Origin of the sequence: Pseudomonas sp. NC02 (assembly GCF_002874965.1) — a bacterium.
GTDB lineage: Bacteria > Pseudomonadota > Gammaproteobacteria > Pseudomonadales > Pseudomonadaceae > Aquipseudomonas.
In genome coordinates this window covers 6,337,905-6,354,108 of sequence record NZ_CP025624.1, presented here as the reverse complement: position 1 = coordinate 6,354,108, position 16,204 = coordinate 6,337,905, and the positions used below count along the sequence as shown (strand labels likewise).

Genomic DNA, 16,204 nt, shown 5'->3' with positions numbered 1-16,204 from the left:
GCGTACCCAGTCAAACTCCTGCTTTTTGCGCTTACTTTCAGAGGTTGTCTTGATGAAGATTTCACGCGGTTTTGCCCTGTCCTGCCTGTTGACCGTGGCGGCCAGCCCGGTATTTGCGGCAGGTTTCAGCCTCGGCGACGTGGCCAATGCCGTGTCCGGTGCACAAGGTGGCGACAAGGCAGCAGCGGCTGCACCCACTTCACAGACCGCTGGTCTGCTGCAGGCACTGACCTCGCAATTGAACGTGACCCCTGAGCAGGCCGTTGGTGGTACCGGCGCAATGCTGGGCCTGGCCAAGAATAAATTGGGCGGCGGTGATTACTCGCAACTGACCAAAAGCGTACCGGGCCTGGACAAGCTCTCCGGCAGCAACTCCCTGGGCAGCCTCGGCGCCCTGAGCGGCATGCTCGGCCAGAGCGGCGGCAGCAAGACCTCGGGCCTGGACGGCGTGTTGGGTAACGTGAAGAACACCAACGACCTGAACACCGCGTTCAGCGCGCTGGGCATGGACAGTGGGATGGTTGGCCAGTTTGCGCCGGTTATCCTGAAATACCTGGGCGGCCAGGGCGCCAGCGAATCGGTGCTGGGCAAATTGGCTTCGGCCTGGGGCACTGGCGGCTAAGACCGCTCCGCGCGCAGTTGGGCGATGCGCGCATCCTTCTCCATCCAGAGCTGGTTGACCCAGTTCTGGACGGTCTGGCGAAACGCCGGATCGTTCTCGTAATCCCCCTGCCACAACGCCGGATCCAGCTCTCGGGTACGGATATCCACGATCACCTTCGGCACCGCACCACTGATCAAGTCCCAGAAGCCCGGAATGTTTTCCTGTGGATAAACCACGGTGACGTCGAGCACCGCATCCAGCTGTTCACCCAACGCCGCGAGCACGAACGCCACGCCACCCGCCTTGGGCTTGAGCAGGCGCTCGAAGGGTGAAGCCTGCTGTTTGCGCTTGGCCGGGGTGAACCGCGTGCCTTCCAGGTAATTCACCACGGTGACCGGCTGGCGCTTGAACAACTCGCAGGCCTCTTTGGTGATTTTCAGGTCCTGGCCTGCCAGTTCCGGGTGTTTGGCCAGGAATGCCTTGCTGTAGCGCTTCATGAACGGGTAATCGAGTGCCCACCAGGCCAGGCCCAGGAAGGGTACCCAGATCAGTTCCTTTTTCAGGAAGAACTTGAAGAACGGCGTGCGCCGGTTGAGGGCCTGGATCAGTGCGGGGATGTCGACCCAGGATTGATGGTTGCTGATCACCAGGTAAGAAGTGTCACCCCGCAGGTCGCCGCCGCCGCGAATGTCCCATTGGGTAGGGATGCACAGGGCGAAGATCAGCTTGTCGATCTCGGCCCAGGTTTCGGCGATCCACATGACGGCCCAGGAGGCATAGTCACGAAAGCGACCGGGGGCCACCAGCTTGAGCAGGGCAAACACCATCAGCGGCCCGAACAGCACCAGGGTGTTGAGCAACAGCAGCAATGTGACGAAACAGCCGGTGAGCAGGCGGCGCATAAGTAACTCTTGGAATCATTTTTGGCCTGCCATGATAAGCAGCTTGGGCCTGGAGACCAAATCGCAAATAAGCTTACGAATGTTTCACAGCGGGCTGGGTATGCTCTGTGATCTAACTAAGCAGCGAATTTGCAGTCTAGAATTGGCCCACTTATTTCAAGGAAACCTCCTACGTGAAATCCATCCTTGCCCTGCTAACGCTGGTGGCCTTGCCTGTCATGGCCGCTGAGCCGACCCTTTACGGTCGCTACGAATACATCCAACTGCCGGAAATCGGTGAGACCTTCAAGGCCAAGATGGACACCGGCGCGCTGACTGCCTCGCTGTCGGCCCGGGACATCGAGACGTTCACCCGTGATGGCGACGACTGGGTACGCTTCCGCCTCGGCGGCAAGGACGCCACCAACAAGGTGTACGAGCACAAGGTTTCGCGCATCAGCAAAATCAAGAGCCGCGCCGACGAAGATGACGACAAGGACGAAGCCACCGTGGCCAAGCGCCCGGTGATCGACCTGGAAATGTGCCTGGGCAACGTCAAGCGCACCGTCGAGGTCAACCTCACCGACCGCAGCAGCTTCAACTACCCGCTGCTGATCGGCGCCAAGGCCCTGCGTGAATTCGGCGCTGCGGTAAACCCGGCCCGCCGTTACACTGCGGACAAACCGGACTGCTGACGGAACACCATGGCGCATATCCTGATTGTCGAAGACGAAGCGGCTATCGCCGACACGCTGATTTTCGCCCTGCAAGGCGAGGGCTTCACCACCACCTGGTTGAGCCTCGGCCAGGCGGCGCTGGCCCATCAGCGGCAAAACCCGGCGGACCTGGTCATCCTCGACATCGGCCTGCCGGACATCACCGGCTTCGAAACCTGCAAGCAACTGCGGCGTTTCAGCGAAGTGCCGGTGATGTTCCTCAGCGCCCGGGACGGTGAGATCGACCGCGTGGTGGGTCTTGAGATCGGCGCTGACGACTACGTAGTCAAACCGTTCAGCCCGCGTGAAGTGGCAGCGCGGGTACGGGCCATTCTCAAGCGCGTGGGCCCCGGTGCTGCTCCGGCGGTGTTCCAGGTGGACCTGGAGCGCATGCAGATCAGTTATCGCGGCCAGCCCCTGAGCCTCACTCGCCATGAATTCCGTCTGCTGCACAGCCTGCTGGAGCAACCCGAGCGCGTGTTCAGCCGCGAGCAACTGCTGGATGCGGTGGGCGTGGCGGCGGACGCAGGCTACGAGCGCAATATCGACAGCCACATCAAAAGCGTGCGCAGCAAATTGCGCGCGGTGGCGCCCGAGGCGGAGCCCATCCAGACCCATCGCGGCCTTGGCTACAGCTACAGCCCGGGCAACAGCTGATGCGCCTGGGGATCCGGTTCTTCCTGGTGTACGCATTGTTTATCGGCCTGACAGGCTACTTCGTACTCAGCACCGTGATGAAGGAAATCCGCCCCGGCGTGCGCCAGTCCACCGAAGAAACCCTGGTAGACACCGCCAACCTGCTGGCGGAAATCCTGCGCGACGATGTGAAGAACGGCACCCTCGGCCAGAGCCACTGGCCCGAACTGCTCAAGGCCTACGGTGAGCGTCAGCCCGGCGCGAATATCTGGGGCCTGCCGAAAAACCAGGTCAACCACCGCATCTACGTCACCGACGCCAAGGGCATTGTGCTGCTGGACTCCAGCGGCGAGGCCGTAGGCGAGGATTACTCGAAGTGGAATGACGTGTACCTGACCCTGCGCGGCGAATACGGTGCGCGCTCGACCCGCAGCGAACTGGATGACCCTGCCTCATCGGTGATGCACGTCGGCGCGCCGATCCGCGATAGCGGGCAGATCATCGGCGTGGTCACTGTGGCCAAGCCCAACAGTTCACTGCAACCCTATGTGGACCGCACCGAAGACCGGCTGCTGTGGTACGGCGCCGGGCTGGTCGCCCTGGGCTTGCTGTTTGGTGCGCTGTTGTCGTGGTGGTTGAGTGTCGCACTGCGCCGGCTGACGGCGTATGCCCAGGCGGTGAGTGAAGGCCGGCGTGCCGAGTTGCCGCACTATCGCGGTGGTGAACTGGAGCAGTTGTCCACCGCCGTGGAACACATGCGCACCCAGCTGGAAGGCAAGGCGTACGTGGAACGTTATGTGCACACCCTGACCCACGAATTGAAAAGCCCGCTGGCGGCGATTCGTGGTGCGGCGGAGCTGTTGCAGGGCGACATGTCCCGTGACCAGCAGCAGCGTTTCGTGAGCAATATCGACAGTGAAAGTGCGCGCTTGCAGCAGTTGATCGAACGCCTGCTGAACCTGGCGCAGGTGGAGCAGCGCCAGGGCCTTGAGGACCAGGCCAGCCTGTCGTTGGCGGCGCTGGTGGACGAAGTGCTCAGGGCTCAATGTGCGCGCATTGAAGGCGCCGGGTTGCAGGTCGAGCAGGCGATTGCCGCGGATCTGCAGGTGTATGGCGAGCCGTTCCTGCTGCGCCAGGCACTGGGTAACCTGCTGGAAAACGCACTGGATTTCACACCGCCCGGTGGCACATTGCGGTTCAGCGCCAAGGCCTTGGATGACGGGATCGAATTCACCCTGTTCAACCAGGCCGACGCCATTCCCGAGTACGCGTTGCCGCGCCTGAGCGAGCGCTTCTATTCCCTGCCGCGCCCGGCCAGCGGGCGCAAGAGCACCGGCCTTGGGCTGAATTTTGTCGAAGAGGTGATGAAGCTGCACGGCGGCTCATTGCAGATCGGCAACGTGCCCGGCGGCGTGCAGGTAAAACTGCATCTCCACACAGTCTCCACATTCCCTTCATAAATCCCCCTTAAGCGCCCGCCAGACTCTCCCCCATCAAAACAGGGAGAGCTTCATGAACCGCAATCTGCTTTTCAAATTGGGCGCCATCGCGCTGCTGATCGTGCTGTTGTTGATTCCGTTGCTGATGATCCACGGGGTGATTACCGACCGTCAGCAACTGCGCGACGACGTCTTGCAGGATATCGCCCGCAGTTCCAGCTACAGCCAGCGCCTCAATGGCCCGGTGCTGGTGGTGCCTTATCGCAAGACCGTCCGGGAGTGGAAGCTCAATGAAAAGCTCAACGAACGCTACGAAGAAACCCGCGAGGTGCGTGGTCATCTGTATTTCCTGCCGGAGCAATTTGCCCTCGACGGGCAGGTGCAAACCGAAGTGCGCGCCCGGGGCATCTACCAGGCGCGGTTGTTCCACGCCGACAGCCGTATCAGTGGGCGGTTTGTGTTGCCGGAGCAGTGGGGCATCACGGAAAACTTTGCCGATTACCGCTTTGACCCGGCGTATCTGGCAGTGGGTATCAGCGACATTCGCGGCATCGAAAATGCGTTGAAGCTGGAGCTGGGCAGCCAGCAACTGGCGTTTTCCCCGGGCACTCAAGTGGCTTGGCTGGGGGAGGGTGTGCACGTGATGCTGCCCGAGCAGGACAGCCAGAATCCGTCACCTTTTGACTTCGCCTTTGACCTGCGCCTGCAAGGCACCGAGCAACTGCAAGTGGTGCCGGTGGGCAAGACCAGCCAGGTCAAGCTGGCGTCCAACTGGCCGCACCCCAGCTTTATCGGCAACTTCCTGCCGACCCAGCGCGAGGTCACCGCCCAAGGCTTCAGCGCCAATTGGCAGACCACATTTTTCTCCACCAATTTGGAAGAAGCACTCAGCAGTTGCCTGGCCGAGCGTGGCTGTGACGACTTCAACAGCCGCAGCTTCGGCGTGAGCTTTATCGACCCGGTGGATCAGTACCTCAAGAGTGACCGGGCGATCAAATATGCGCTGTTGTTTATCGCCCTGACGTTTGCCGGTTTTTTTCTGTTCGAGGTGCTCAAGAGCCTGGCGGTGCACCCGATCCAGTACGCGTTGGTGGGGGTTGCCCTGGCGTTTTTCTATTTGCTGTTGTTGTCATTGTCCGAGCACATCGGGTTTGGCCCGGCGTACCTGATATCGGCGGCGGCCTGTGTGTTGCTGATCGGGTTTTACGTCTGCCATGTGCTGCGCAGTGTCGCCCATGGCCTGGGGTTTTCAGCAGGGTTGGCGGCGTTGTATGGCTTGCTGTACGGGTTGCTGAGTGCCGAGGATTACGCGTTGTTGATGGGCTCGTTGCTGCTGTTCGGGTTGCTGGGCACGGTGATGGTGCTGACCCGCAAGCTGGATTGGTATGGCGTGGGCAAACGCAAGGAGGTGGGTGATGAGTAGGTCGTTGGGGTTGCGGGAAGATCAGCAAGAGGGCGCGCAGTTAGTGGTGAGGATCAACGCGCTGTTCCCTTTGGCCCGGGAGCTTTTTGTGGCGAGGGAGCTTGCTCCCGCTGGAGTGCGAAGCGCTCCCAGGATTTTTGGGGCCGCTGCGCAGCCCAGCGGGAGCAAGCTCCCTCACCACAAGAGAACCCTTGCAGCAGGTTAGGCTGGTGGCTGGGTCTGGAGCATCGACGGCCGCTGACTCACCTCGGCATACCACGCCGCCAGCTTCGGATGGCTCGACCGCCACTGCATGTCCGGGTGGCGGAAGTCCAGATAAGCCAGTGCACACGCCACGCTGATCGCGGCCACGTCAAACGGCCCGGCCAGTTCGGCGATGGCGTCCTGTTCGAGCATGTCGAGGGCGCGGCGGATCTTGTCGCGCTGGCCTTCCAGCCACAGGTCCCAATGTTTTTCCTCGGGGCGCATGGCGGTTTCATAACGCACCAGTACGGCGGCATCCATGATGCCGTCGGCGGTCGAGGCCAGGGTCAGGCGCCGCCAGCGGGCCGGGCCGTTCCGGGGGATCAGTGGAGTCCCGGTGTGTTGGTAGTCGAGGTAATCGAGGATCACCCGGCTGTCGTGCAGCGCATTGCCGTCGGCCAGGCGCAGGGCGGGGATCTTGCCCAGCGCGTTGTCCAGGATTACATCGGCGTCGGGCTTGACCGGCGTCGGCACGCAGGCGTGCAAGGTCACGCGGTCCAGTTGACCGGTCTCGTGCAACAACACCCGTACTTTGCGCACAAACGGCGAGGCAGGGTTGTGGAACAACGTCATGCTGGGGGTGGACATGGGCATTCCTCGGAAAAGGGCAGCGCTAATCTATCTCAACGCTTGAGCAACGCCCAGCTACCTATGGCGGCCGGAATGCCCAGCCCCACCCAGCTCAGCGAATCCCACAAGCCGTCCCCCAGCAATGCCGCAAACAATCCGGCAGCACTCAACAACCCGATGGCCAGCGGAATGCCGAATACCTTCCAGAAACTCGATTGCCTCGGCTTCATGACTTGGCCGCCTTGCGCCGCACCAGCCACAGGTACACGCCACTGCCCAGGACGATGATGGTCAGCACATCCAGCACCGCCCACAGGATCTTCATCGGCATGCCGCCGTAGTCACCGAAGTGCAGCGGCTGGGACATGCCCATGGCGTCCATGTACCACGGCCGTTCGGCGATGGCGGTGACGTGCAGGTTGCTGGCGTCGATCAATACCGGCGTCAGCAGGTGTGAAGTCAGGTGGGTGCTGCCTTTCATGAACACCGCGTAGTGATGCTCGCTGGAGAAACGCGTGCCGGGGAACGCGATAAAGTCCGGCTCCATCCCGGGCGCGGCCTTGGCGGCAATCGTCAGCAGGTCGGTGGCGGGGGCGCGCAGGGTCAGCGGCGGGGCGTTTTTGTAAGGCTCGATCATTGCGCTGAGGCTGTCGGTGCGCCACGCGGCGATGATCAGGTCGGCGCAGGCGCTGATCACACCGGTCACGCCCACTACCAGCGCCCAGGTCAGGGTGACCACGCCGATCAGGTTGTGCAGGTCGAGCCAGCGCAGGCGCGTGGATTTGTCCTGGCGCACGGTGGCGAATTTCAGCCGGCGCATGAACGGCAGGTACAACACCGTGCCGGAGATGATCGCCAGCACAAACAGAATGCCCATGAACGCCAGCAGCAACTTGCCCGGCAGCCCGGCGAACATATCGACGTGCAGGCGCAGCAGGAACATCGTCAGCCCGCCGTTGGCCGAAGGCGTTTCCACGGCCTCGCCGGTGCGGGCGTCGAGCATGAAGGTGTGGGAGGAATTGGGTTCGGTGCCGGCGGTGGCGGCCATGATCGCGATCACGCCGTTCTTGTCGTCTTCGTCCCAGGCCAGGTATTGCATGGCTTCGCCGGGGCGATGGGCCTGGGCTTTGGCAACAAGCTGTTCGAGGTTCAGCTGTGGGGTATCGGCGGGCATCTGTGCCAGCTCGGGTTCGTTGCCCAGCAGGTGGTCGATCTCGTGGTGGAAGATCAACGGCAGGCCGGTGAGGGCGAGCAGCAGCAGGAATACGGTGCAGACGAGGCTGGTCCAGGTGTGGATGAAGGACCAGCGGCGGATGGTTTTGCTTTTCATTTTCTAGCCTTCAGACACACCGAAGCCGCCCACGGGGGCGGCCCGGTTGTTAACTCAGCCGATTACCACTGGTAGGTGGCACTGGCGACGACGCTGCGTTGGTCGCCGTAGTAGCAGTAGGAAGCATCGCAGGTGGAAATGTAGTCCTTGTCGAACAGGTTGGTGGCATTCAGTTTCACCGAAGCCCCCTTGAGGCTGTTGTCCAGGCGGCCGAGGTCGTAATGCACGGAGGCATCGAACACGGTGTAGGCATTGGCCTTGCCCAGCCAGGTGTTGCCCTGGTCGCCATAGGTGTTGCCGGTGTAGCGGGCACCCGCGCCAATGCCGAAACCGTCGAGCACACCGGCGTGCCAGGTGTAGTCGGTCCACAGTGAGGCTTGCTGGTTTGGCATCAGTTGCAGGCGGTTGCCTTTGTATTGGCCTTTTTGCACTTCGGATTTGGCCAGGGTGTATGCAGCGATGACCTTAAGGTTCTCGGTCACGTCAGAGACGGCTTCCAATTCCAGGCCCTTGACCTTCACTTCGCCGGTCTGGTTGGTGATCGACTGGCCACCGGCGCCGAAGCTGGTAACCAGCACGTTCTTTTGGGTCAGGTCGTACACCGCGGCGCTCAGCAGGGTATTTGAGCCGGGTGGTTGGTACTTGACCCCCAATTCCCATTGCTTGCCTTCGGTGGGTTTGTACGACTCGGTTGGCGAGACGCTGGCGTTACTCGCTGGCTGGAACGATTCGGCGTAGGAGAGGTACGGAACGAAGCCCGAATCGAACACATAGCTCAGCGCGGCGTTGCCACTGAAGTTCTTGCTGCGGTCGGTATTGGTTGCATCGTTTTTGTTGAAGTAGGTGGTGCCTTGGTGCACCCAGTCTTCACGCCCGCCAAGAGTCAGGCGCCACTTGTCCAGGGCCATCTGGTCCTGGGCGTAAAGGCCAGTCTGGATGGTTTTCTGGTTGTAGTCGTAATAAGCGGTGGAGCGCGCCGGACGCACCACCGGCTTGGTGTTGACGGGGTTGTAGAGGTTGACTGTGCCGCCGTCACCGAAGATCGACAGGTACGAGGTGTCGGTGCGCTGGTGATCCAGGCCGAGCAACAGCGTGTGGGTGATATCACCGGTGGCGAAGTCAGCCTGGAAATTGTTGTCGACGGCGAACTGGCCGATGTTTTCGTCGACGTTGGTCGACCCGCGGCTGGTATTGCCCTCGGCATCAATGGTCGAGTAACCGTAGGAACCCACGGTCAGTTGCTGGAAAGCCAGCTCCGACTTGGTGTAACGCAGGTTCTGCTTGAACTGCCAGGTATCGTTGAAGCGATGCTCGAAGGCGTAGCCCAGCGCGTAGTAGGTGCGGTCGTAGTACTCGTAGTCCGGGTCGCCGAGGTTCTTGTGATGAGAGATGTCCCCCAGCGGCGATTTGATCTTGGTGCCGACAATGGGCAGGAACTGACTGGTGGCGCCGGTATCGTCGCGGGTGAACTGCGACAGGAACGTCAGCTTGGTGTCGGTATCAATATTCCAGGTCAGGCTGGGCGCGATGTTGTAGCGCTTGTTGTCGATGTGATCGACCTGGGTGCCGGCGTCGCGCACCACACCGCTGAGGCCGTAGAGAAACTGGCCTTCATCATCGATCTTGCCGGTGCTGGCGAAGTTGATCTGGCGGTAGTTGTCGCTGCCATACTGCACCTGGATGGCATTGCTCGATTCAGCGCTGGGGCGGCGGCTGACCATATCCAGCAGGCCGCCGGGCGGGGTCTGGCCGTAGACCGACGAGGCCGGGCCGCGCAGCAGCGCAAGGCGGTCGAGGTTCCAGGTTTCGGCTTTCGGGTTGGCATACACGCCGCGTGGCAGCGGCAGGCCGTCGAGGAACTGGGTGGGTTCGAAGCCGCGTACACGCATCCAGTCGTAGCGGGTGTCACTGCCGTAGCTGGCGGACACGATGCCGGGCATGTATTTGACGGCGTCATCCAGGTTCTGGACGTTGCGGTCCTGCATTTGCTGGCGAGTGGCGACGGAGATCGAACGCGGGGCTTCGACCAGTGCGGTATCGGTCTTGGTGCCGGCAGCGGTGCGGGTCGCCAGGTAACCATCAACCGGCCCCCATGCGCTTTCCGCGTCGGCCTGGCCGGTAATGCTGGTCTCCGGCAATGCCACGACCCCATCCGGGATCGCTACCAGGCTGAACGTGCCTGCACTGCTTTGCTCCAGTTGCAGCCCGGTCCCGCGCAACGCTTCACGCAATGCGCCTTGTGCATCGAATTGCCCTTTTACCGGCGCGGAAGTCTTGCCCGCTGCCAACCCCGGGTTCAGCGTCAGCGCCAAACCGGCCTGGCTGGCGATCTGGTTCAGGGTGGTGACCAGCGACGCTGCCGGCAGATTGTAGGCGCGCACACTGGACGCTTGTTCGGCGGCGAGCAACTGGGTGCTGGCCAGCGGAGCGCTGAGGGCAATGGCCACGGCCAACAGGCTGGGGCGCAACAAGGTGTCTAGCGTGCGGGACATAGGGCGGCTCCTGAATGGAAATATTTCTCAATTGCCTATGTGCCGAGCGAGATGCAAAAAGTGATAGGGCTCGATGAAAATAATTTCTATTAGTGGGTGAGTGCTGTTTTTGAGGGCCTCATCGCAGGCAAGCCAGCTCCCACAGGGGAACGCATTCCACCTGTGGGAGCTGGCTTGCCTGCGATGACAATGGCCTATGCACCACAGGAGCCTACGGCTTGGGCGCCACCGTCACCCACCACGGCGTGTGTTGTTGAATCTGCACCGGCAAGGTCGGCAGCAGCGCGTTCAGTGCCAGGTTGGTGTCGTGCAACGGAAAGCTGCCGGTGATCCGCAGGTCGGCCACCTGTTTATCCACACCCAGGTAACCGGTGCGATAGCGGCTCAGTTCGGCAACCACATCGCCGAGCCGCGCGTTGTCCACCACCAGCATGCCGCGCGTCCAGGCGTCGGTGCCGGGGCTGACGGCAAGCATCGGGCCGAGGCTGTCGCGGCGCATCAGCACTTGCTGGCCTTCCTTGAAGATCTGCTCTTGATGCAGCGCTTCAGGCTGTGCGCCGACGGCAGACTGCAACACGCTGAGGCGGGTGCCATCTTCCTCGCGCTTGACGATAAACCGTGTGCCCAGGGCGCGCAGGCTGCCTTCGCGGGTTTCAACAAAAAATGGACGGGCGTCGTTGTGGCCGGTTTCGACAAGGATCTCGCCTTCCTGCAATACGATCAGCCGACGTTTCTCGTCAAAGCGCACGTCAATGGCGCTGTGGGTGTTGAGGTTGATCACGGTGCCATCCGCCAGCTTCAGGGTGCGCTGTTCACCGGTGGCGGTGCGCTGGTCTGCCAGCCAATAGTTGAGCGGCACGTAGCGCTGGCCGACGAACAATGCCAGGCCGCACACCAGCACCACACTGGCCAGGCCGCTGCCGAGCTTGCGCACGCGGCGGCGAATGCCTTCGCGCGACTGCAGCAATGCCGCACGGGCCGGGCCCGAGGCCACACTGAAACGCTGATCGAGCATGCCCAACTGGCGCCAGGCGCGGGCGTGTTCTTCGTTGCTGGCCAGCCATTTGGCGAATTCTTCCTGCTCCACGGCGCTGCCGTCGCCCGAACCGAGGGACAGTTGCCAGGCAATGGCCGCGTCGAGCACCCGCGCCGACACCGGCTTGGAACTGACCGGGCTCACAGCGGCTCGCCATACAGGGCGATGTAGCACTGGCGGATACCCTGGGCCAGGTATTGCCGCACCCGCGGCACGGAAACCCCCAGGCGCTGGGCGATTTCGGCGTGGCCCATGCCGTCGAGGCGGTTGTAGAGGAAGGCCGCGCGGGCCTTGCTCGAGAGTTTGCCCAGCAGGCGGTCGATGGCCTTGAGGTCTTCGAGGATCAGTTGCTGTTCTTCCGGGGACGGGTGCTCGCTTTCCGGGATCAGCATCAGTTCGGTGAGGTAAGCCTGTTCCAGCGCGGCGCGGCGGAAATAATCGAACAGCAGGCCCTTGGCGATGGCCACCAGGAACGCCCGCGGCTCGCGGGGTTCACGCAGTTCTTCACGGCCCAGCAGGCGCATGAAGGTGTCCTGGCTGAGGTCTTCGGCGCGGCTGGGGCAGGCCACGTTGCGTCGCAGCCACGCCAACAGCCAGCTGCGATGGTCGCGGTACAACGCGCCAACAAGCTCACTGTGGGGACTTTGGATTGACGACAAGGCGACACCGATCGGAAAGTTTAAACTAACGAGAATTATTCGCGATTGTGGCAGAGGTGTAAGGCGGGTGCAATTGGCGTTGGTCGGGCGGCGGCGTAATGCTATCTATCATGGTGATGCCGCTTACTGTGGCGAGGGACCTTGCTCCCGCTCGGCTGCGCAGCAGTCGTAATCCAGGCAGTGCATTTATTCAGTTGGAAATGGGTTGGCTGATTTGGGGGCGCTTCGCACCCAGCGGGAGCAAGCTCCCTCGCCACCATTAGAATGAGGGGGCTTGCTTGCGGCGTTTCCATTGGCCCAGGCGCTGTTGTAACGCGTGCGGGCTGTCGATCTGCTGCTGCCGTGCACGGCTGAACAAAATCAGCATCAGTTCCGCCGTTGCCAGCGCATCCGCACTGGCATGGTGACGCTCGCCCACTTGCAGCTTGAAATGCGTGATCCAGTCATCCAGCCCGGCTTCGCGGATGTTGGCGTCGGGGCACAGCAGCGGGGCGATGTCGGCCACGTCCAGGAACGGGTGGTTCAAGCGATAGCCCAGGCTGTCCTTGAGTGCCCGGCACAGCATGTGTTGATCGAAGGGCGCATGAAACGCCAGCAGCGGGCTGTCGCCGACAAACTCCATGAAGTCCATCAGCGCCTCTGCCGGGTCACTGCCCGCCGCAATGGCGCTGGGCCCCAGGCCATGGATCAGCACGCTGGGGTTGAGCTTGGTCTCGGCCCGGTGCAGGGTGCGTTCGAACAATTGCGAGAAGTCCACTGCGCCGTCCTCGATCACCACGGCGCCAATCGAAAGCACCTGGTCACGATTGAGGTTCAGGCCGCTGGTTTCCAGGTCCACCACCACCCAGCGCTGGGCCCGCAGCGATCCGTCCCCCAGCTCCCCAGGTGTGGGCAATTGCTCGACGCGCCGTTGTTGCGCCGCATCCAGGCCAGGTTTGGGTTTGCGCAACCAGCCAAACCAGCTCACAGCTGATACCGCAACGTCAGGCTGCCTTGCAGGCGTTGGGCCTGGCGCAGGGATTCGCGCAGGATGCGCCGGTCGAGGTGGTTGAGGCTGTCGGGATCGACGCGGTTGGAGTAGGGCAGGTTCTCGCGGGTTTGCAGTTGGTGTTGTTGCATGCGAGTTTGCTGGATGAAGTGATAGGCCTCTTCATAGGCGGCGCCATCAAGGCGTTCGATGACTTCCCTGGCCACCAGTTGGCGCAAGCGCTCCAGGGTGTTGATGGCGCTGATGCCGTTGGCCAATGCCAGCAGACGGGCGCCGTCGACAAATGGCGTGAGGCCTTGCACCTTGAGGTCAAGGGTTGCCTTGTCGGCGCCTTTGCGCGTCAACACAAAATCCCGGAAGCGCCCTACCGGCGGGCGCTGGCGCAACGCGTTCTCGGCCAGCATGCGCTGGAACAAACGGTTGTCTGCCACCTGGTCGAGAATGCCCTGGCGCAGTTGCTCGCACCCTTGCTCATCGCCCCACACCACCCGCAAATCAAAATAGATGCTCGAACCCAGCAGATTCTCCGGCGTCGCCTCACGGATAAACCCGGCAAAGCGCCGCGCCCATTCCGCCCGGGACAGGCACAGCTCCGGGTTACCGGCCATGATATTGCCCTTGCACAGGCTGAAGCCGCACAGCGCCAGGCTCTGGTTGATCTGTTGTGCCAGCGGCAGCAGGCGCCCGCGAATCTCGGCGGCTTCGGCGGCGTCCCGGGCTTCGAACAGGATGCCGTTGTCCTGGTCGGTATACAGCGTCTGCTCGCGGCGGCCCTCGCTGCCGAAACACAGCCAGCTGAATGGCACGCCCGGGTCGCCCTTGTCGGCCAGGGTCAACTCGATGACACGGCACACCGTGTGATCGTTGAGCAAGGTGATGATGTGGGTGATCTGCGTAGACGACGCGCCGTGGGCGAGCATGCGCTCCACCAACTGGCCGATTTCGCCGCGAATCGCCACCAGGTTTTCGACTCTGGGCGCATTGCGGATGGTGCGCGCCAGGTGCACCAGGTCCACCCGCTGCAGGGAAAACAGGTCACGCTCGGACACCACGCCACACAGGCGCTGATCCTTGACCAGGCACACGTGGGCGATATGCCGCTCGGTCATCGCAATCGCCGCGTCGAACGCGCTGTGGTCCGGCGTGAGGAAAAACGGCGCCTGGGTCATATGGCGCTCGATGCCCTGGTTGAAATCACTGGTGCCGTCGGCCACCACCTGGCGCAGGTCCCGCAGGGTGAAAATCCCCAGGGGCGCCTTGTGTTCATCGACGATCACAATGCTGCCCACTTGCTGCTCGTGCATTTGCGTGACCGCTTCACGCAGCGGCGTCAGCGGGCTGCAGGTGACCGGGTGACGCATGGCCAATTCGCCCAGGCGGGTGTTCAGCGAATATTGGGTGCCGAGGGTTTCCACGGCCTTTTGCTGGACTTGCTGGTTGACCTGGTCCAGCAAGCTGCTCACGCCGCGCAAGGCAAAGTCGCGAAACGCGCTGGAAAGGGCGAACAGCTTGATAAAGGCCGGCTTGTTCAGTTGCAGGCAGAAGGTGTCTTCGGCGGCTTTGTGCTCGGTACGGGTGGCCCGCTCCCCCAGCAGCGCCGCCAGCGGAAAACATTCACCGGTGGTGATTTCAAAGGTGGTTTCTGTCGAGTCCGGCCGCTCGCCGACTACGCGCCCCTGCTTGACGATATAGAAGTGTTCCACCGGCCCGCCCGAGGGCTTGAGGATGCTCTCGCCGGGGCCGTAGAAGCGCAATTGACACTGCTCTACCAGAAATCCCAGGTGGGCGTTTTCCATTTGGTTGAACGGCGGGAAACGTTGCAGGAATTGCAGGGTGCCGTGGATGTTCTGCAACACAGCGGTTTTCCCCGCTTGTGTGAAAGCATCAGCTTTACTCATACCTATGACCGCAGTTTTTTTGTCGTTATCGTGCCCCATGGTCGACTCCTGCGCTGCGGGTGCCCATTGGACGTAAGTCTAGGTAGCGATTCGCCCTCACTTACTAGGGAAAAACCTTACATGAATATCGTCCAAACCCCGTAGAACGCCCACTAGGCAAACTTTCCGACGAAGTGCACATTGTTCGCCCTTCCGGCGATGTCTGACTTCTGTGCTGGGAGATTGAATAGAACTGCCGAGAAACGTATGTCCGACCACGATATTTTGAGTGATGCCGAGCGCGAGGCCCTGAGTGCAGTTATGCAGGAGCCGGATTTGCCGCCACAACGGGTTTTGATCGTGGATGACGACAAGGACGCGCGCGAACTGTTGGCAGAAATTCTTGGCCTGGACGGCATTCGTTGCATGACCGCCGACAGCGGCGAGGCTGCATGGGACTTGTTGAGTTCCAGCAGCTCCATCGGCTTGCTGATCACCGACCTGCGCATGACGCCGAGCAACGGGCTGCAATTGATTCGCCAGGTGCGCGAATCCACCCGGGCGGCGCTGCCGATCATCATCATGTCGGGTGACGCCGAAGCGCCGGATGTGATTGATGCGATGCATTTGAGCGTGGTGGACTTTTTGCTCAAGCCGATTGATAGCGTGAAGCTGGCGAAAATGGTGAAGCGGGAGTTGGGGATGGCGTCCTAGACGGTGCCATTGGTCTGATTTCGCGAAGAACTGTCAATTCTGACAGTAGGAAAGTATCGAACTTCGCATGTTCACTGATTAGGAGGGGGTGGGTCGCAGGCCTGCACCTAATCAATTTGTGAACAGGAGTTCATCATGAGTACTGAAAAATTCAATATCGATGAGAAAGAACTGCACAAGGCCAAGACTTTAAGCAGTGGTGATGCTCGTATTGAAGTTTCGCGAGATGGCACCTTGAGTCATGTATTTGTGCCTACAGACGTCTTTGGCTATCTCTCCTGGAGCGCTTTGGACGGTGCAGTTGAGAGTGTTCGTATCTACTACGGAAGCGACTTGAAAGCCGGGCCGCATCATCGGAAAGCTCCACTTCTTAATGTCACCTACCGCGATGCCGACGGCCATTCATACCATCAGCCTGTGCTGGGTGACCTCACTGTGCTGGTCGATCGTCCGGAGTCCGGTACTACCTTCAAGCACATCGGGAAACTTACAAACGTAACGTTTGAATCGGACGGAGGAACGGTCACGCTTAATGGGAACTACACCGTTGAGTCCGATTGACATCCCAAACAAAAAAGCCCTGATCGATAGGTCAG

General features: G+C 61.4%; 16 protein-coding genes. 7 read left to right on the top strand and 9 right to left on the bottom strand.

The genetic code is table 11. The features are described from left to right. Positions 1-52: 52 nt before the first annotated feature. Complete coding sequence (locus tag C0058_RS29930) at positions 53-622, top strand: DUF2780 domain-containing protein (protein ID WP_003209203.1); 570 nt, start codon at positions 53-55, stop codon at positions 620-622. Here C0058_RS29930 and C0058_RS29925 read toward each other — a convergent pair. Continuing rightward, positions 619-1,506 carry an acyltransferase gene (locus C0058_RS29925; protein WP_102370059.1) on the bottom strand — a complete coding sequence of 296 codons (888 nt, stop codon included), beginning with the start codon at positions 1,504-1,506 and terminating at the stop codon, positions 619-621. The genes C0058_RS29930 and C0058_RS29925 overlap by 4 nt on opposite strands. Before the next feature lie 173 nt (positions 1,507-1,679). Between C0058_RS29925 and C0058_RS29920 the strand changes: the two genes are divergently transcribed. The 4 genes from C0058_RS29920 to creD are packed head-to-tail and all read left to right on the top strand — an operon-like array spanning position 1,680 to position 5,699. Then, a complete protein-coding gene (locus C0058_RS29920) occupies positions 1,680-2,180 on the top strand; it encodes an ATP-dependent zinc protease (protein ID WP_003209205.1) in 501 nt (166 codons plus the stop codon). Positions 2,181-2,189: 9 nt separating this feature from the next. Further along, complete coding sequence (creB, locus tag C0058_RS29915) at positions 2,190-2,858, top strand: two-component system response regulator CreB (protein WP_102370058.1); 669 nt, start codon at positions 2,190-2,192, stop codon at positions 2,856-2,858. Then, positions 2,858-4,297, top strand: coding sequence for a two-component system sensor histidine kinase CreC (gene creC, locus C0058_RS29910; RefSeq protein ID WP_102370057.1), 1,440 nt, complete (start codon positions 2,858-2,860; stop codon positions 4,295-4,297). The genes creB and creC overlap by 1 nt, the downstream gene beginning before the upstream one ends. Positions 4,298-4,349: 52 nt before the next feature. Then, entirely contained in the window at positions 4,350-5,699 is a 1,350-nt protein-coding gene (creD, locus tag C0058_RS29905) for a cell envelope integrity protein CreD (RefSeq protein ID WP_102370056.1), read from the top strand. 201 nt (positions 5,700-5,900) lie between these two features. On the opposite strand, the gene C0058_RS29895 is transcribed toward creD, so the two are convergent. The 8 genes from C0058_RS29895 to C0058_RS29865 all read right to left on the bottom strand — a co-directional run bounded on the left by C0058_RS29895 (position 5,901) and on the right by C0058_RS29865 (position 14,915). Beyond that, complete coding sequence (locus C0058_RS29895; protein ID WP_003209214.1) at positions 5,901-6,530, bottom strand: glutathione S-transferase; 630 nt, start codon at positions 6,528-6,530, stop codon at positions 5,901-5,903. A gap of 35 nt (positions 6,531-6,565) precedes the next feature. Beyond that, complete coding sequence (locus C0058_RS32860; RefSeq protein ID WP_003209216.1) at positions 6,566-6,742, bottom strand: hypothetical protein; 177 nt, start codon at positions 6,740-6,742, stop codon at positions 6,566-6,568. Next, positions 6,739-7,842 (bottom strand): PepSY domain-containing protein, encoded by a 1,104-nt coding sequence (locus tag C0058_RS29890; RefSeq protein ID WP_003209218.1) that lies wholly within the window; start codon positions 7,840-7,842, stop codon positions 6,739-6,741. Before C0058_RS29890 ends, C0058_RS32860 begins: the two co-directional genes overlap by 4 nt. A 62-nt stretch (positions 7,843-7,904) precedes the next feature. Next, positions 7,905-10,334 carry a TonB-dependent siderophore receptor gene (locus C0058_RS29885; RefSeq protein WP_102370055.1) on the bottom strand — a complete coding sequence of 810 codons (2,430 nt, stop codon included), beginning with the start codon at positions 10,332-10,334 and terminating at the stop codon, positions 7,905-7,907. A 211-nt stretch (positions 10,335-10,545) separates the two neighbouring features. Next, positions 10,546-11,514 carry a FecR domain-containing protein gene (locus C0058_RS29880; RefSeq protein ID WP_102370054.1) on the bottom strand — a complete coding sequence of 323 codons (969 nt, stop codon included), beginning with the start codon at positions 11,512-11,514 and terminating at the stop codon, positions 10,546-10,548. Beyond that, positions 11,511-12,029: an RNA polymerase sigma factor gene (locus C0058_RS29875; RefSeq protein WP_010167452.1), complete on the bottom strand. Its 519-nt coding sequence runs from the start codon at positions 12,027-12,029 to the stop codon at positions 11,511-11,513. Before C0058_RS29875 ends, C0058_RS29880 begins: the two co-directional genes overlap by 4 nt. Before the next feature lie 259 nt (positions 12,030-12,288). Then, a complete protein-coding gene (locus tag C0058_RS29870) occupies positions 12,289-12,996 on the bottom strand; it encodes a PolC-type DNA polymerase III (protein WP_003211091.1) in 708 nt (235 codons plus the stop codon). Beyond that, positions 12,993-14,915, bottom strand: a complete 1,923-nt coding sequence (locus tag C0058_RS29865) for a putative nucleotidyltransferase substrate binding domain-containing protein (protein ID WP_003211088.1) — start codon at positions 14,913-14,915, stop codon at positions 12,993-12,995. The genes C0058_RS29870 and C0058_RS29865 overlap by 4 nt, the downstream gene beginning before the upstream one ends. 246 nt (positions 14,916-15,161) lie before the next feature. Here C0058_RS29865 and C0058_RS29860 point away from each other — a divergent pair, with 246 nt between their 5' ends. Continuing rightward, positions 15,162-15,608 carry a response regulator gene (locus C0058_RS29860; RefSeq protein ID WP_003211086.1) on the top strand — a complete coding sequence of 149 codons (447 nt, stop codon included), beginning with the start codon at positions 15,162-15,164 and terminating at the stop codon, positions 15,606-15,608. A gap of 135 nt (positions 15,609-15,743) precedes the next feature. Beyond that, positions 15,744-16,169: a hypothetical protein gene (locus C0058_RS29855; protein ID WP_087694746.1), complete on the top strand. Its 426-nt coding sequence runs from the start codon at positions 15,744-15,746 to the stop codon at positions 16,167-16,169. Positions 16,170-16,204 lie beyond the last annotated feature (35 nt).

What these genes read in the sequence shown, in the direction of transcription:
- C0058_RS29930 (WP_003209203.1), top strand. Translation starts at nt 53, where the DNA reads ATGAAGATTTCACGCGGTTTTGCCCTGTCCTGCCTGTTGACCGTGGCG.
- C0058_RS29925 (WP_102370059.1), bottom strand. Translation starts at nt 1,506, where the DNA reads ATGCGCCGCCTGCTCACCGGCTGTTTCGTCACATTGCTGCTGTTGCTC.
- creB (WP_102370058.1), top strand. Translation starts at nt 2,190, where the DNA reads ATGGCGCATATCCTGATTGTCGAAGACGAAGCGGCTATCGCCGACACG.
- creC (WP_102370057.1), top strand. Translation starts at nt 2,858, where the DNA reads ATGCGCCTGGGGATCCGGTTCTTCCTGGTGTACGCATTGTTTATCGGC.
- creD (WP_102370056.1), top strand. Translation starts at nt 4,350, where the DNA reads ATGAACCGCAATCTGCTTTTCAAATTGGGCGCCATCGCGCTGCTGATC.
- C0058_RS29895 (WP_003209214.1), bottom strand. Translation starts at nt 6,530, where the DNA reads ATGTCCACCCCCAGCATGACGTTGTTCCACAACCCTGCCTCGCCGTTT.
- C0058_RS32860 (WP_003209216.1), bottom strand. Translation starts at nt 6,742, where the DNA reads ATGAAGCCGAGGCAATCGAGTTTCTGGAAGGTATTCGGCATTCCGCTG.
- C0058_RS29890 (WP_003209218.1), bottom strand. Translation starts at nt 7,842, where the DNA reads ATGAAAAGCAAAACCATCCGCCGCTGGTCCTTCATCCACACCTGGACC.
- C0058_RS29885 (WP_102370055.1), bottom strand. Translation starts at nt 10,334, where the DNA reads ATGTCCCGCACGCTAGACACCTTGTTGCGCCCCAGCCTGTTGGCCGTG.
- C0058_RS29865 (WP_003211088.1), bottom strand. Translation starts at nt 14,915, where the DNA reads ATGAGTAAAGCTGATGCTTTCACACAAGCGGGGAAAACCGCTGTGTTG.
- C0058_RS29860 (WP_003211086.1), top strand. Translation starts at nt 15,162, where the DNA reads ATGTCCGACCACGATATTTTGAGTGATGCCGAGCGCGAGGCCCTGAGT.
- C0058_RS29855 (WP_087694746.1), top strand. Translation starts at nt 15,744, where the DNA reads ATGAGTACTGAAAAATTCAATATCGATGAGAAAGAACTGCACAAGGCC.